This is a genomic window from Paenarthrobacter histidinolovorans, from assembly GCF_014647595.1.
In the GTDB taxonomy this organism is placed as follows: Bacteria; Actinomycetota; Actinomycetes; order Actinomycetales; family Micrococcaceae; genus Arthrobacter; species Arthrobacter histidinolovorans.
This window is the reverse complement of the sequence record NZ_BMPM01000005.1, coordinates 208,851-222,191: the sequence shown is the minus strand read 5'-3', so window position 1 is coordinate 222,191 and position 13,341 is coordinate 208,851. Positions and strand designations below refer to the sequence as shown.

Below are 13,341 nucleotides of genomic sequence, written 5' to 3'. Positions count from 1 at the left end.
AAGACCCCCGTCACCGGAATCCGGTGGCGGGGGTCTTTGGATGCAGTCAGAGACTACTTGCTGGCAACGACCTCGAGGTCGATAACAGCGGAAACATCCTCGTGCAGGCGAACGTTGGCCGTGTACGAACCGACAGACTTGATGTGGTTCGGCAGTTCAACGTTGCGCTTGTCGATGGCGCCGAGGCCAGCGGCCTCAACAGCAGCAGCGACGTCGGCCGGCTTGACGGTGCCGAAGAGACGACCGGACTCGCCGGCCTTCACCTCGAGCTTGACCTTCTTGGAGGACAGAGCCTGGGCCTGTGCCTGTGCAGCTTCAACGGAAGCGTGGGCACGAGCAGCGCGGGCAGCCTTGATGGACTCAACCTGCTTCTCGCCACCCTTCGACCAGGTCAGGGCGAAACCGCGGGGCAGCAGGAAGTTACGTGCGTAACCGTCCTTGACCTCGACAACGTCGCCAGCAGCACCGAGACCGGTTACTTCGTGGGTCAGAATGAGCTTTGCCATGTTAGTTAATCCCTTCCCTTAGCCGCGGCCAGCGCCGGAGTAAGGCAGCAGAGCAACTTCGCGGGCGTTCTTGATTGCCTGGGCGATCTTGCGCTGTTCCTGAACGGTAACGCCAGTAACGCGACGAGCGCGGATCTTTCCGCGGTCGGAGATGAACTTGCGCAGCAGTGCTACGTCCTTGTAGTCGATGACGGTGATGTCAGCGGCCTTCAAGGGGTTGGACTTTGGTTTGGGCTTACGGAGTTCAGCCTTAGCCATCGTGGAGCTCCTTTTCTATGGAGCCCGTGGATATTGATCCACGGGATGGTGGTGTTCGACGGCGGTGATCGCCAAGGTGCCTTTCGGCAGTCCCGGCGAGTGTCCGGCGTCGGACTTTTATTTGGTGTTTAGAAGGGAGGTTCGGAATCCGGGCCGTTGCCCCAGCCGCCAGCGTTGCTGACACCGGGCGTAGCCCAGGGGTCATCCTGCTGTTGTGCGGGCTGGTTGCCGCCCCAGCTTCCGCCGGAGTTGCCGCCGCCCTGGTTTCCACCAGGAGCGCCACCTCCAAAGCCACCGGAGTTACCTCCGCCGAAGCCACCCTGTCCACCGCCGGAGCGCTGGGTACGGTTGACCTTGGCGTTTGCGTAACGCAGGCTGGGGCCGATTTCGTCGACCTCAAGCTCGATTACGGTGCGCTTTTCGCCTTCTTTGGTTTCGTAGGAACGGCTCTTCAAGCGGCCGGAAACGATCACGCGCATGCCCTTGGTGAGGGACTCGGCTACGTTCTCGGCTGCTTCGCGCCATACCGATGCCCGGAGGAACAGGGTTTCCCCGTCCTTCCATTCATTGGACTGGCGGTCAAAGGTCCGGGGAGTAGAAGCGATGGTGAAGTTCGCTACTGCTGAGCCAGACGGGGTGAACCGCAGCTCCGGGTCATTGGTGAGGTTACCAATGACCGTAATAGTGGTTTCGCCTGCCATCTACTGCCTCCTTGTTCGTTCCTGCGGTGTAAAGATTTTGAAGGGGCTGATTACTCAGCAACGACCTTCTGGTCTTCGGGGCGGATGATCTTGGTGCGCATGATCGTCTCGTTGAGGGACAGCTGGCGATCAAGTTCCTTGGCGGTAGCCGGTGCAGCGGTGAAGTTCACCACGGCGTAGATACCTTCGGACTTCTTCTTGATGTCGTATGCCAGGCGGCGACGGCCCCAGATGTCAACCTTCTCGATGGTTCCACCATCGGTGGTGATGACATTAAGGAACTTCTGAAGCGACGACTCTACGGTACGCTCTTCGACCTCGGGGTCGATGATTACCATCAATTCGTAAGGACGCATATGTGAACCCACCTCCTTTGGGCTAAGCGGTTACGGTATTTCCGTAACAGGAGGTTCATTTGCGATGCTGTGCACCGCTCCCCCGCCGAAGACTCGGAAGGAGGGCGTAACACAGACTTCAACATCTTAGTGCATCTCCTGCACTCAAAGCTATTCGGGCGGATCCCGGCCCGGAACAGGCCAGTTGGCGTATGTGGATAACCAGCTTCGGCTGCAGTGACCCCGCCTGCCGTGCGGTAATCTCACCACCAGTGCCCCATCCAGGGCAATCTGATCCACGGGGGGCAATTTTGGACGGCATCCGCATGATGGTGGGCATGAGTCCGAGCTCCACACGGACTGAAGCCTTGCAACGCGAAGCAGCCTCCCGGTGATGCAAGGGTTCAGCCTTGTCGATGCCGACCGCCTGGCTTCATACGCTGATCATGCCGACGCAGCTCAATTGATATCAAACCTCGTCGGTCAGCTCGTCAACGCGTGTCCGGGCACGGTGACAACAGGCTTCAGGAGCGGATCCGGCCTTCAGATTCAGGGCTGGGATGGAACAAGCAACTCTTCGGCTGGAAACTCCTTCGTACCCCAAGGAATTACACAGTGGGAAGTCAGCAAGCAATCCCGCCCTGCAGACAAGGCGGAGAAAGACTACGCGGCACGTTTGCACCATGCCGACAAATCAACTTCCTATGTTGCCGTGACCTTACGTCGATGGGGCGGCAAGGACGATTGGGCTCAAAGAAAAAACGCTAATGGATGCTGGAAATCCGTACGGGTGTTGGACGCTGACGACCTCGTGCTGTGGCTTCAAAAGCACCCGGAAATCCATCGCTGGGTGACGGAACGGATACTGGGGCTGGTAACTGCAGCACCGCTGACGGAAGTCCCGAGGCAGATTCCTCCGAGACTTCAGGACTTCGTTGGACGCGACAACATCATCTCGGAGGCCATCAGCTGGGTGGATTCCTCCGATCCGCACAGGTCCAGAACGATTGTCATATCCGGGCTCGGTGGCATGGGGAAGACCACGCTCGCGACAGAACTCGCAGCGAGGTTTGGTTCCAGGTTTCCGCGCGGCCATGTGTTTCTCAATCTCGGAGATGGCACCTTTACAGACGCACTCGCCGTGGCCGCTGCTGTACGGACCGCGTTCGCCGGCACGAGGCCCACCACCGAGCCAGGCCTGGCCCAAGAGGAACAACAGTGGGGGCTGGATCTCAAGGGCATCCTGCTCGTACTGGACAACGTTGAGGACGAGCACCTGTTGGAATCGGTCTTGCCGTTGAAGGCTGACTCTTTGACGATCGTCACAAGCCGAAGAGAAATCTTCGCCCAAGACGACGCTTATGCCATCCATCTCAATTCGTTCGAACCTGACGAAAGCATGGAGTTTCTACTAAGAGTCAGTGGGTCATCGGACACGGACTCTGCCGCTGGAGTCGCGGCACTTTGCGGCAATATGCCACTGGCTCTCAGGATAGCCGCACGGATGGCACGACGGTCAGGACCCTCAGGGCTTCGAACGGTTGTCGATCAACTAACGTCGCCCGAACGACGCCTGAATGAGCTCCGCTACGGGAGAAAGCAAGTCAATGCTGTGTTTAACCTTGCGTTCGATAGCCTGACACGCACAACACAAAGGCTGATGGCCTCTCTGGTGCAGGTTCCTGGAAAGAAGTTTGATGCTGACCTGGCAGCAGCGGCAGCGAAGGTCAAAAATCACCATGCCGCAGCTTCTCTCCGCGAACTATCCGACCGGTATCTGATTGAGAACTCAGGAGTTCCCGGGCTATTTCGCTTTCACCCGCTCATTGAACTATTTGCCCAAGGAGTGGGATCTTCATCTATAACTGACGAGGAACGCGTTCAGCAAACAATGAGATGCTGTTCCCTATTGCTCGATACGGCCATAGAGAATTTACTGCAACTTCAACCTCCTCAAGGGGAACATCCCACCACCGGGCATACGCGAAGTACCATTGACGCCCTGGACCGCATTTGGGACGGATTTACTGCGGCAGTCGTTGACTATCCTCAATTGAATCCGCCACACCAAGTTGCCATGCTTGGGCTGCTTCTAGGCCCATACTGTCGGCTTCGGATGCAGGCACCTCGGCTTCGCGACGTCCTGGTAGCCAGCTACACGGCTGCCGATGAGGCCCGCAGGGCACAGCTGCGGCCCAACGCCGATGAACTGATGAGCTACGCACTTGCGACGGGTGCCTCGCAACTGTTGTTGGCTGACCTCGCCTTGGATAACAAGAATACGATTGAGGCCACTGGTCACATCGAGAATGCGCTGAATCTGGCACTCCGGATTTCTTCAAGGGAGTTGCTCTCCGTTGCAAACACTACCTTGGGGCATGTTTCAAAATCTAAATACGAGCACAAAGAGGCTCTGCGTCACTACCGAGAAGCACGCCGGATTGCACTGGAAGCGGGAAACGTGCCAATGGTGCAAGCAAACCAATACAACATCGGAAATATTCTTCGAGAGCTTGGGGAATTACCCGAAGCCCTGAGCTACCTTGAGTCAGACCTTGCTCATTGCAAAGACTCGGGGGATAAATGGGGTGAGGCAGTGACGCGTAACGTACTGGGAATTGTCTTGTGTGAAGATGAAGACTTCGAAAGGGCGGTCGAGCAGCATTTAGAGTCGCGGGCTATCTACACTGAGCTTGGTGATAAAAGACATGCCTCGGAAGTCGATTATGACTTGGGGGTGGCCCTTGTCAGGGCGGGCAGGTCGTCAGAAGCAGTACCATACCTGGTCGACGATTTGGCCTACTGCGAAAGCCAGGGTGACCTTGCAGGGGCAGCCATAACAGAACTCCTTCTCGTAGCAGCTACGGCTGACGATGGTTCGTCTCATGACGACGTAGCCGAACGCAGCCGACAATGTCTGGCTCGGATTCAGGCTTGTGGAACTCTTGAACAGATCGCAGCCGCGCAACTGGAAGTCGCACAAATCCTGGCCTACACCGGGCATCGTCCGGAGGCTATGGAGCATTTCGATGCCGCCATTGATTTTAACGTGAGGGTCGGCAGAAGCTACAGAGCGGAGCGAATCAGGTCAGTTGTTGACGAGATCGGGCAGTAAGCCATGACCATCCTGAAGTCCACCGTCCTGTTCGTCCTGGCGGCCGCAGCCGAGATAGGCGGAGCCTGGCTGATCTGGCAGGCCGTCCGTGAAAGCAAGCCGTGGTGGTGGGCCGGCCTGGGCGTCGTGGCACTGGGAATCTACGGCTTCTTCGCCGCCTTCCAGCCGGACGCGCATTTCGGGCGGGTTCTGGCAGCTTACGGTGGCGTGTTCATCGCCGGCTCCCTGGCATGGGGAATGCTGGTGGACGGCTTCCGACCTGACCGGTGGGACATCATTGGTACGGCGATCTGCATCGTGGGGGTCGGCGTCGTCATGTTCGCGCCGCGGCCGGGCGCCTGACCCAACGACAAAACCCCTGGAAGATCATGAATCTTCCAGGGGCTCTCTGTGCGCGGAGGGGGACTTGAACCCCCACCCCCTTTCGAGGACTAGCACCTCAAGCTAGCGCGTCTGCCATTCCGCCACCCGCGCAAGGTGATCAGGAGAAGGCACTTTCGTTTTTCTCCTTGACAGCGACAAAGACAATAACACGAACATGGCCGATTCGTGGATTCCTGGCACCTTGAGGACGTCCCGTTAGAGTGGCGCCATGGATGCCACACCGTTGAACACCCTGGTCCTGACCGTTGTTTTTTCCGCCATAGCCCTCTATGCCCTGTACTTCGTGGTCCGCGCCGGGGTGAGGGACGGCATCCTCCAGGCAAAGAAGGTCTCCCAGGAGCCAAGCTCGAGGGAACAACAATGACCAGCGGCGGGAAAGTGAAAAGCATCAGGGTCCGGCGCAGCAGGTTGCGCTTCGTCGCGATGCTGGTGGCGGGCGCGGCCACGTTCACCGCAACGGGGCTTGCGGGGAGCTGGGTGGACGCCCCTGCCGTGGGCTGGGCGACGGCGGCACTGGTCTATGTTGCGTGGGTCTGGCTGGTGATCGCCCGGATGGATCCCGGCCAAACACGGCAGCACGCAACGTCAGAGGACCCTTCACGCGGAGTCACCGATCTCCTGATCCTCATCGCGAACCTTGCCAGCATTGCCGCAGCGGTGGCGGTGATCGTCAACTCCCATACGGAGGACAACGGATCGCGCCTGTCTTCGGGGGCGCTGGCCCTCGTTTGCGTCGCGTTATCCTGGATGCTGGTGCAGACGCTCTTCACTCTTCGCTACGCGGAGCTCTATTACAGCCCCGAGGAGGATGCGGGAGGTGAGGTAGGCGGAATCAGCTTCAACCAGGACCGCCCGCCCCAGTACACCGACTTTGCCTACCTGGCCACGAGCCTGGGCATGACCTACCAGGTGTCCGACACCAACCTTGGCAATCATCGGATCCGGGCGGAAGCGTTGAAGCACAGCTTGCTCTCGTACCTGTTTGGCACGGTAATTCTTGCCGTCACCATCAACCTGGTGATCGGCCTGGCCCAGTAGCTCAAGCTGCGCTGTAGCCAAAGCAGCCGCTCATCATGCCGGACCAAAAACGAAACGGGGCAGCCGCCGTCGAACACCGACGGCAACTGCCCCGCATCAGAAAGAACCTTACGACGCCGGTCCGGAACCTACCGCAGACGGCTCGGCTGTATCGGCGTCCTGGTGCGGACTGCCACCGTTTTTGCGGTAGCGGAACACTCCGATGCCCACCACAACAGCGGCCAGGCCGAGCGACAGGAACAGCGACTCGCGCGTGGACTCGAGGATGACCATGCCGATAATGAGCGCCACGATGCTGCCAATGGCAATCCATGTGAGGTACGGGAAGAACCACATTTTGAGCTCAAGTTCCTTGGCTGCTGTGCCCATGCGCCTGCGGAGGATAAGCTGCGAGGTCGCAATGACAAGCCACACGAACAGGGCGATCGCACCCGAAGTGTTGACCAGGAACAGGAACACCGTGTCCGGCGCAATGTAGTTCAAGCCGACCGTGATGAAACCAACCACGGTGGAGGCAAGGACTGCGGCCGCGGGAACCCCGCGCTTGGAAATCTTCATCCAGGACTTGGGAGCATCACCGCGGCGGGAGAGCGAGAACAGCATGCGGCTGGCGGTGTAGAGCCCTGAATTCAGGCAAGACAGCACCGAGGTGAGTACCACGATGTCCATGATGGTGCCGGCGCCCGGGATGCCATAGAGCTCGATGACGGCGACGTACGGGCTCTTGGCTACGGATGCGTCGTTCCAGGGCAGGAGCGTCACCACAATGGCGATGGAGCCGATGTAGAAGATCAGGATGCGCCACACGGTGGACTTCACGGCCTTCTTGACGGCGTCTACCGGGTTCTCGGATTCACCGGCCGCGATGGTGGCGATTTCAGCACCGAAGAAGGAGAAGACCACCACAAGGATGCCCGCCAGCACTGCGCCCGGACCGTTGGGCATGAAGCCACCCTGGTCCAGGAGGTTGGCGACCCCTGGCGCAGATACACCTGGCATGAGCCCGAGAATCGCTGCGATTCCCGCAAGCAGGAAGATCACGATGGCCGCAACCTTGATGGAAGCGAACCAGAACTCGAACTCGCCATAGGACTTGACGGATCCGAGGTTCGTCAGCGTCAGGAGAACCATGAGCACCAGCGCCCAGATCCACTGATCGACGCCGGGAACCCAGCGGTGCATGATGGCGGCACCCGCCGTTGCCTCGATGCCGAGGACGATGATCCAGAACCAGGCATAGAGCCAGCCAATACTGAACCCGGCCCAGCGGCCAAGGGCCTTGTCTGCGTATGTGGAAAACGAGCCCGTCTCCGGGTTGGCGGCCGCCATTTCACCAAGCATGCGCATGACGAGGATGACAACCAGGCCGGCGGCCAGATAGGCCACCAGAATGCCAGGTCCAGCCTGCTGGATAGCAGCGCCGGAGCCAACAAACAGTCCTGCTCCGATGACGCCGGCAATGGCGATCATGGAGAGGTGGCGGGGCTTCAGGGATTTTGAAAGCTGTTGGTCAGCGTGCATGGATCGGCGCCGTCCTTTGGGTTTGAGTTGGGCCATGAGTGGTGTGCCACGGGCCACATGACTTTCCCACACTAGCCAGCACCAAAGGACGGTTTGCTGTGCACTTGGACATTTTGGCAGCTTCGAAAAAGGGAGGCTGCACAAAATGTATAGTCACAGGCAACGTAAGTTTCCTTATGAAAACATTTGAAATATGCGCGAAACGAGTGTTTGAGGCTTTCGGCTAGACCGACGTCCGGAAGAACAGCTCCGTGACCGACGCAAGATGATGCGGATCCTGCACACCGCACAGCTCACGCGCAGAGTGCATGGACAGCAAGGGGATGCCGACGTCCACGGTGCGGATCCCCAGGCGCGTCGCAGTCAGCGGGCCGATGGTCGATCCGCAGGGAAGGTCGTTGTTGGAGACGTACTCCTGGTAGGGCACGTTCGCTTCGGCGCACAACCTTGCCCACAGCGCAGCTCCCGCGGCGTCGGTGGCGTAGCGCTGGTTGGCATTGATCTTCAGGAGGGGACCACCGTTGAGAACCGGCTTGTTCGCCGGGTCATGCTTCTCGGCATAGTTCGGGTGGACAGCGTGGCCGGCGTCCGCGGAAACACAGAACGACGCCGCCACGGCCTGCCGCCGCTGGGTCACCGAGGCTCCCAATCCATCAGAGATGCGCACCAGCATGTCCTCAAGGATGGGACCGCAGGCGCCCGAGCGCGAGTTGGAGCCGATCTCCTCGTGATCGAACGCCGCCAGAACGGCGATCGGGCCGTCGTCCGGCGACGAGGAAGCATGGGCAATCAAGGCCACCAACCCCGCGTGCGTGGAGGAAAGGTTGTCCATGCGGCCGGAGGCGAAGAACTCGCCCTTGGCCCCGAAAACCGCAGGAGCCTGCGTGTCCGCCACGACGACGTCGTATCCGCCGATTTCTGAGGCATCCACCGAGGCGCCCGCGACGCTGGCAGCCAGCAGTCCCAGAAGGTCCTCGCCCACGGGATCGCCCTGGCCAAAGATCGGGTTCATGTGCTGCTGCTTTGACAGGTGCAGGCCGTTGTCATTGACGCCCCGGTCAAGGTGGATGGCCAACTGGGGAAAACGCAGCAGCGGTCCTGTTGAGGTCAGGTGCTCGGTGCCGTCGCGCATGACCAGCCGGCCGGCGAGCTGCAGTTCGCGATCCAGCCACGAGTTGAGGAGCGGGCCACCGTAGACTTCCACTCCCGCCTGGAGCCAGCCGAACTTGCCGGTGGTGGGTTTCGGCTTCAATTTGAAGGATGGTGAATCTGTGTGGGCACCCAGGATGTTGAAACCGGTGGTGGGCCCGGCATTGATGGGGGTTACCCAGGCGATCAACGCGCCGTCACGAAGGACATAGAACTTTCCCGCTCCACCGTCCCACGGCTGCCGCTCATCCAATCCAGTGAAACCGGCCTCGTCAAGGCGGCGGGCGGCCTCGTGCACTGCGTGGAAACTCGACGGCGACGCCGAGACATACGCGCCGAGATCCTGGATATGGTCAACTGCTGCGGAAGCGTTTGAAGGCATGCTCCCGAGTCTAGCCGGATCGATTCGGCCAACTTTCCGTCCCGCATCGTCCCGGGTACCGGGTGGTCACGGGTCAGATGGTGACGTTCAGGGCTGCCGTGTAGCCCCCGGCCACCGATCCTGAAATAGTCGCCAATTGGTATATGCCTCCATCGTCACCAAAGACGTTGTCAGAGGTCAGGGTGGTTTTCGGGAAACTGCGGGCACTCTCTTCGTAGCCGGCAGACCCGTACACGGTCTTGCAGGCGCTCTCCGTCATAGCGATCTGCGAGACGGCCAGCACCTGTCCCGCCCTGGTGGTGTTGCTCATGGACTCAAATACCTCAAAGTGAATATGCGGCCAGCGGCCCATGTAAGCGCCCGGAAAGATCGTGCTGAACGTCAGTTGGCCATTTTCATCTGACTCCTGGACGCCCCGCAGGTAGTTCTCATCTTCCAGGCCGGAATCGTAGAGCGAATACTTGCCGTTTTGGTCGCAATGCCAAACGTACACAGCGGCGCCCGCCAGTGGAGAGCATCCCCTGGCATTGTCCAACAGCGTCAAGGTGACGGTGAGCGGCACTCCTGCTGCCTTCGTACCGGACGCTCCGAAACTGGATCTGATGTCCCGGCGCACCACCCCCGAAACCTCCAGCACGTTCGGCCCATTGGAGCCGTCGCCCGGGTAGGGCCCAAGGGTTTCCTCCGGGATTTCCGCTCCGCATTCGGCCAAGGCGCGGGTCACGGTACTGGTGGCCTGCGGCGATGGCGGGGCGGCCGCCGTCGTGCCTTGCGATGGGGTGACGGTAGCGCTGGAGGTGCCCGACGGCGTCGCGCCGCCGCCTTCCGTGCCCGGCGTGCAGGCGGCGAGGGCAGCGGCGGCGCCCGTCCCGAAAAGGACACCCAGGGTCCGCCGCCGGCTCAGGAGGGTGGAGAGGTCGAACTCCAGTCCCCTGTCGTGGTTCGGGTGCGGCTGGTGCGGAGATGTCATGCCTCCATCAAAGCTGCAGAGGCTGTGCCCTGTACATGGGTTATCTGTGGCGGGACTGTGATCGAGAGAGTAAGTGATCAAGCAACTGTGTGCAGAATAAGCATTTCCATATGCTTGTAATGCTCGTCACGTCATGGCACGATGGCATGCAACAGCAACTGACGGAAGGTCCACTGCAATGAACATCGAACTGAAACCGGTGCGGAAACTTCGCATCCACTGGCCCATTTCAGTGGAGACAATGACCCAACTCGCCGACGGTCAGCTCCAGGCCCTTGAGTCCGACGCCGGTATCGCCTCGTTGCTGGACGCACTGACATCAACTCCGGAGCTGGGCGGGTTCGGCAACTACCACCATGTCTTCGAATCCTCTGCCGGATTTGAAGGGTTCACGGTAGCCGAGGGCGCCAATCCCACCCTGGGCAGCGTGGGCCAGCGGACCATTTCACCGACTTTTGTCTTCACCACCTACTTTGACGACTCCCTGGACGATTCCACCGTGCAACGGCTCGTCCAAGGGATTGTGGACATCCACCCGTGGGAGGTCCCTGTCATCGAAGTCTCAGGGCCCCTCAGCGTCTCCACCAGCGCCCTGGCCTCCGCCGGAGAAATGCGGGTGGCATCATGAGCCTCCCCCTTTGGGACGAAGTGGCACCACTTCTCCGCAACAGGACTTTTACCGACCTCACCCACGCCTTCCACCCCGGCCAACCGCACTTTTCGGCTTTTCCCGATGAGGCACGGGAAGCTATTTTCGATATGGAAAAGGGCGACGGATTCACCGCCCACAGGTATTCGATAGTTGGCCAATGGGGCACGCACGTGGATCCGCCGTCGCACTTTGTCCGGGGCGGCCGGACGCTGGACCAGCTACCTGTGGAGGACATGATTCTTCCGCTTGTTGTCCTGGACATCACCCACCACGTCAGGACCAATGCGGACGCAACCCCCACCATGGAAGATGTCCGCCACTGGGAGGCCCGCAACGGCGCCATCCCCGCCGGGTCGTTCGTTGCCCTGCGGACCGGCTGGAGCAAGCACTGGCCGGATGCAACGGCCATGGCCAACAGGGATGGCGACGGCATCAGCCATACGCCCGGATGGTCCCAGGAGGTGCTCCGGTATCTGCTCGAAGAGCGCTCTGTTACTGCGGTGGGCCACGAGCAGACTGATACGGATCCCGGCGTGGCCACCTCCCGGCAGGATTTCAGCCTGGAAACCTACGTCCTGGCCGAGGACCGCTGGCAGATCGAACTACTGGCAAACCTGGACCAGCTCCCGGAGTCCGGTGCCATGCTGATCGCCACGTGGGCAAAGCCTCTGGAAGGCAGCGGTTTCCCGGCGCGGGTCTTCGCCATTCACTGACGCGTTGTCTGTCCGGCCCCCGTGGCTGATTAGAATCAATCCATGTCTAAGACCTCCAGCATGGGCCGCGGCATGATGGCCCTACTCACCGTTGGGGCGCGTCACGCGGAAGGATTCGACGGCGGTACGGTGGCTGACATTGCAGCCCGCCTGGACAAGGACCGCAGCCAGGTCTCGCGCAGCCTCAAAGGTGCACAGCTGGAAGGGTTCCTCACAAGGACAGAACAGCGCGAGTATTGCCTGGACTGGTCCATACTGACGGACGCACAGTTGGTCACCGAGCAGCGGCTGAAGACTGATGGCTTGACCGCATTGGAAGGCTTGGCGTCCGAAACCAACGAAGCCTGCTTCCTGGGCGTATTGAGCGGCAACAGCACGGTCACCATTGGCGAGCAGGTACCCGAAAGCGCCAATCTGGTGGGCTCCTGGCTTGGGCGCCCCTACCCCGCCTACTGCAGCGACGCCGGCCAAGCACTCTTGTGGGACGCGCCGGACTCAGAGGTCCGGAAGATCTTTGATGGAGTCGAATTCGTGAAGCACGGGCCCAATACGCCCGTGTCCGTTGACGACTTCCTGGAGCGCCTGGCCAGGGCCAGGGAACGCGGCTACTCGATCGTCGATGAGGAAGCCGAACCGGGTCTCTACTCCCTGTCCGCCCCCGTCCGGGATTTCAAGGGAGAAGTCGCCACTGCGTTGCAGATTGTCGGCCCGAAATCACGCCTGGAACCCCAGCGCGATGCATTCGCCACAGCTCTCGCTGGGTGGCGGGATTGGCTCGAGTCCACGGTTGGGGGACAATCAGGGCTGACGGGTCATTCCTGAACCGTTGCCGCCTCGCCGAGCCGGTTCGAAGCGGACCGAAGAACCGCTGCGATGCCGGGTGCCGCTTTTTCAAGATCGGCACGACCACCCAGGACACTCAGCGCCGCCACAATGCGCCCTTCGGCTGCCCTGACCGGCACCGCAAGTTCCCAGACGCCGTGCTCAAATTCTTCCGCTGCCAGGACATACCCCTGCGGCTTGTTCTGGTCCATGAGGGTGGCCACCTCCGCTGCTGAATGCGCAGCAGCAGGGCCGCCAACACCAATGAAATTGACCTCACGGAGCAGCGATTCAAGGTCCTTGGGGGAATGGTCCCACAACAAAGCCCTGCCCGCGCCAGTGCACCAAACGGGAGTCACCATGCCTGGCTTGGCGAATCCACCCAGCACGGAGTTGTTGGAGGACGAACGCAACAGGAGCACACGGACTCCGTCGCGGACCGATAGCCTGGCCCGCAAACCGAAGGATGACACCAACTCTTCCAGCTCCGCCCTCGATTGCTGGACCCAACCGGCGTTCAGCGAAGCCGCCAAGGTGAAGAATCGTGGACCCGTGCGGAAAGGGCCACGATCGACGCGTTCCAGCAGTTCCAGGTCGCAGAGTTCCTGGGCCAAACGCGAAACCCGGCTTTGTTCCATGTCCAGTTCAGCAGCCAATTGGGAGACTCCCAGAAGCTGGCGGCCTTGTTTTTCGCGGTCCGTAACCAGCCGGATCAATCGGAGGCCCTGCGCCAACGACGAAGCCTCTGGTGACACATCCACGAACCGGCTCCTTCCACCAAGCGCTCACGCCATT

Annotated in this window: 15 protein-coding genes and 1 tRNA gene; 7 read left to right on the top strand and 9 right to left on the bottom strand. The window is 60.5% G+C overall.

Going from position 1 to position 13,341, the window contains the following annotated elements; genetic code table 11:
* Positions 1 to 53 precede the first annotated feature (53 nt).
* The 4 genes from rplI to rpsF form a co-directional block, all read right to left on the bottom strand.
* On the bottom strand, positions 54 to 506 hold the full coding sequence (gene rplI, locus IEY62_RS13685) for a 50S ribosomal protein L9 (RefSeq protein ID WP_024818808.1): 453 nt from the start codon (positions 504 to 506) through the stop codon (positions 54 to 56).
* A gap of 18 nt (positions 507 to 524) precedes the next feature.
* On the bottom strand, positions 525 to 764 hold the full coding sequence (gene rpsR, locus IEY62_RS13680; RefSeq protein WP_003800144.1) for a 30S ribosomal protein S18: 240 nt from the start codon (positions 762 to 764) through the stop codon (positions 525 to 527).
* A 128-nt stretch (positions 765 to 892) separates the two neighbouring features.
* Entirely contained in the window at positions 893 to 1,465 is a 573-nt protein-coding gene (locus tag IEY62_RS13675) for a single-stranded DNA-binding protein (RefSeq protein WP_018778530.1), read from the bottom strand.
* 50 nt (positions 1,466 to 1,515) lie between these two features.
* Positions 1,516 to 1,821, bottom strand: a complete 306-nt coding sequence (rpsF, locus tag IEY62_RS13670) for a 30S ribosomal protein S6 (RefSeq protein WP_011776755.1) — start codon at positions 1,819 to 1,821, stop codon at positions 1,516 to 1,518.
* A 373-nt stretch (positions 1,822 to 2,194) separates the two neighbouring features.
* On the opposite strand from rpsF, the gene IEY62_RS13665 reads away from it, so the two are divergent.
* Entirely contained in the window at positions 2,195 to 4,915 is a 2,721-nt protein-coding gene (locus IEY62_RS13665; RefSeq protein WP_189018720.1) for a tetratricopeptide repeat protein, read from the top strand.
* Between the two features lie 3 nt (positions 4,916 to 4,918).
* Entirely contained in the window at positions 4,919 to 5,257 is a 339-nt protein-coding gene (locus IEY62_RS13660) for a YnfA family protein (protein ID WP_189018718.1), read from the top strand.
* 49 nt (positions 5,258 to 5,306) lie between these two features.
* Here the strand turns inward: IEY62_RS13660 and IEY62_RS13655 are convergent.
* Positions 5,307 to 5,389, bottom strand: a tRNA-Leu gene (locus tag IEY62_RS13655).
* A 118-nt stretch (positions 5,390 to 5,507) separates the two neighbouring features.
* On the opposite strand from IEY62_RS13655, the gene IEY62_RS13650 reads away from it, so the two are divergent.
* Complete coding sequence (locus IEY62_RS13650) at positions 5,508 to 5,663, top strand: hypothetical protein (protein ID WP_189018716.1); 156 nt, start codon at positions 5,508 to 5,510, stop codon at positions 5,661 to 5,663.
* Positions 5,660 to 6,337, top strand: a complete 678-nt coding sequence (locus IEY62_RS13645) for a DUF1345 domain-containing protein (RefSeq protein ID WP_229785287.1) — start codon at positions 5,660 to 5,662, stop codon at positions 6,335 to 6,337. The genes IEY62_RS13650 and IEY62_RS13645 overlap by 4 nt, the downstream gene beginning before the upstream one ends.
* Positions 6,338 to 6,445: 108 nt before the next feature.
* Here IEY62_RS13645 and IEY62_RS13640 read toward each other — a convergent pair whose 3' ends face one another.
* The 3 genes from IEY62_RS13640 to IEY62_RS13630 form a co-directional block, all read right to left on the bottom strand.
* The gene (locus tag IEY62_RS13640) at positions 6,446 to 7,858 is read right to left on the bottom strand and encodes an amino acid permease (RefSeq protein WP_189018714.1); all 1,413 of its coding nucleotides are present in this window, start codon (positions 7,856 to 7,858) and stop codon (positions 6,446 to 6,448) included.
* A gap of 223 nt (positions 7,859 to 8,081) precedes the next feature.
* Positions 8,082 to 9,389 (bottom strand): M18 family aminopeptidase, encoded by a 1,308-nt coding sequence (locus IEY62_RS13635; protein WP_189018712.1) that lies wholly within the window; start codon positions 9,387 to 9,389, stop codon positions 8,082 to 8,084.
* A gap of 73 nt (positions 9,390 to 9,462) precedes the next feature.
* Positions 9,463 to 10,359, bottom strand: a complete 897-nt coding sequence (locus IEY62_RS13630; protein WP_189018710.1) for a dioxygenase family protein — start codon at positions 10,357 to 10,359, stop codon at positions 9,463 to 9,465.
* 178 nt (positions 10,360 to 10,537) lie between these two features.
* Here IEY62_RS13630 and IEY62_RS13625 point away from each other — a divergent pair, with 178 nt between their 5' ends.
* From IEY62_RS13625 to IEY62_RS13615, 3 genes are read left to right on the top strand one after another with little or no spacing between them, the layout of a single operon-like run.
* On the top strand, positions 10,538 to 10,987 hold the full coding sequence (locus tag IEY62_RS13625) for a hypothetical protein (protein WP_189018708.1): 450 nt from the start codon (positions 10,538 to 10,540) through the stop codon (positions 10,985 to 10,987).
* Positions 10,984 to 11,724, top strand: a complete 741-nt coding sequence (locus IEY62_RS13620) for a cyclase family protein (RefSeq protein WP_189018706.1) — start codon at positions 10,984 to 10,986, stop codon at positions 11,722 to 11,724. Before IEY62_RS13625 ends, IEY62_RS13620 begins: the two co-directional genes overlap by 4 nt.
* A 42-nt stretch (positions 11,725 to 11,766) precedes the next feature.
* The gene (locus IEY62_RS13615; RefSeq protein ID WP_189018704.1) at positions 11,767 to 12,546 is read left to right on the top strand and encodes an IclR family transcriptional regulator; all 780 of its coding nucleotides are present in this window, start codon (positions 11,767 to 11,769) and stop codon (positions 12,544 to 12,546) included.
* Here the strand turns inward: IEY62_RS13615 and IEY62_RS13610 are convergent.
* A complete protein-coding gene (locus tag IEY62_RS13610; protein WP_189018702.1) occupies positions 12,537 to 13,307 on the bottom strand; it encodes an IclR family transcriptional regulator in 771 nt (256 codons plus the stop codon). The genes IEY62_RS13615 and IEY62_RS13610 overlap by 10 nt on opposite strands.
* Positions 13,308 to 13,341: the final 34 nt, after the last annotated feature.

Excerpts from the sequence above, each read along its gene's own strand:
- rplI (WP_024818808.1), bottom strand. The coding sequence starts at position 506 with ATGGCAAAGCTCATTCTGACCCACGAAGTAACCGGTCTCGGTGCTGCT.
- rpsR (WP_003800144.1), bottom strand. The coding sequence starts at position 764 with ATGGCTAAGGCTGAACTCCGTAAGCCCAAACCAAAGTCCAACCCCTTG.
- IEY62_RS13675 (WP_018778530.1), bottom strand. The coding sequence starts at position 1,465 with ATGGCAGGCGAAACCACTATTACGGTCATTGGTAACCTCACCAATGAC.
- rpsF (WP_011776755.1), bottom strand. The coding sequence starts at position 1,821 with ATGCGTCCTTACGAATTGATGGTAATCATCGACCCCGAGGTCGAAGAG.
- IEY62_RS13665 (WP_189018720.1), top strand. The coding sequence starts at position 2,195 with ATGCAAGGGTTCAGCCTTGTCGATGCCGACCGCCTGGCTTCATACGCT.
- IEY62_RS13660 (WP_189018718.1), top strand. The coding sequence starts at position 4,919 with ATGACCATCCTGAAGTCCACCGTCCTGTTCGTCCTGGCGGCCGCAGCC.
- IEY62_RS13650 (WP_189018716.1), top strand. The coding sequence starts at position 5,508 with ATGGATGCCACACCGTTGAACACCCTGGTCCTGACCGTTGTTTTTTCC.
- IEY62_RS13645 (WP_229785287.1), top strand. The coding sequence starts at position 5,660 with ATGACCAGCGGCGGGAAAGTGAAAAGCATCAGGGTCCGGCGCAGCAGG.
- IEY62_RS13640 (WP_189018714.1), bottom strand. The coding sequence starts at position 7,858 with ATGCACGCTGACCAACAGCTTTCAAAATCCCTGAAGCCCCGCCACCTC.
- IEY62_RS13635 (WP_189018712.1), bottom strand. The coding sequence starts at position 9,389 with ATGCCTTCAAACGCTTCCGCAGCAGTTGACCATATCCAGGATCTCGGC.
- IEY62_RS13630 (WP_189018710.1), bottom strand. The coding sequence starts at position 10,359 with ATGACATCTCCGCACCAGCCGCACCCGAACCACGACAGGGGACTGGAG.
- IEY62_RS13625 (WP_189018708.1), top strand. The coding sequence starts at position 10,538 with ATGAACATCGAACTGAAACCGGTGCGGAAACTTCGCATCCACTGGCCC.
- IEY62_RS13620 (WP_189018706.1), top strand. The coding sequence starts at position 10,984 with ATGAGCCTCCCCCTTTGGGACGAAGTGGCACCACTTCTCCGCAACAGG.
- IEY62_RS13615 (WP_189018704.1), top strand. The coding sequence starts at position 11,767 with ATGTCTAAGACCTCCAGCATGGGCCGCGGCATGATGGCCCTACTCACC.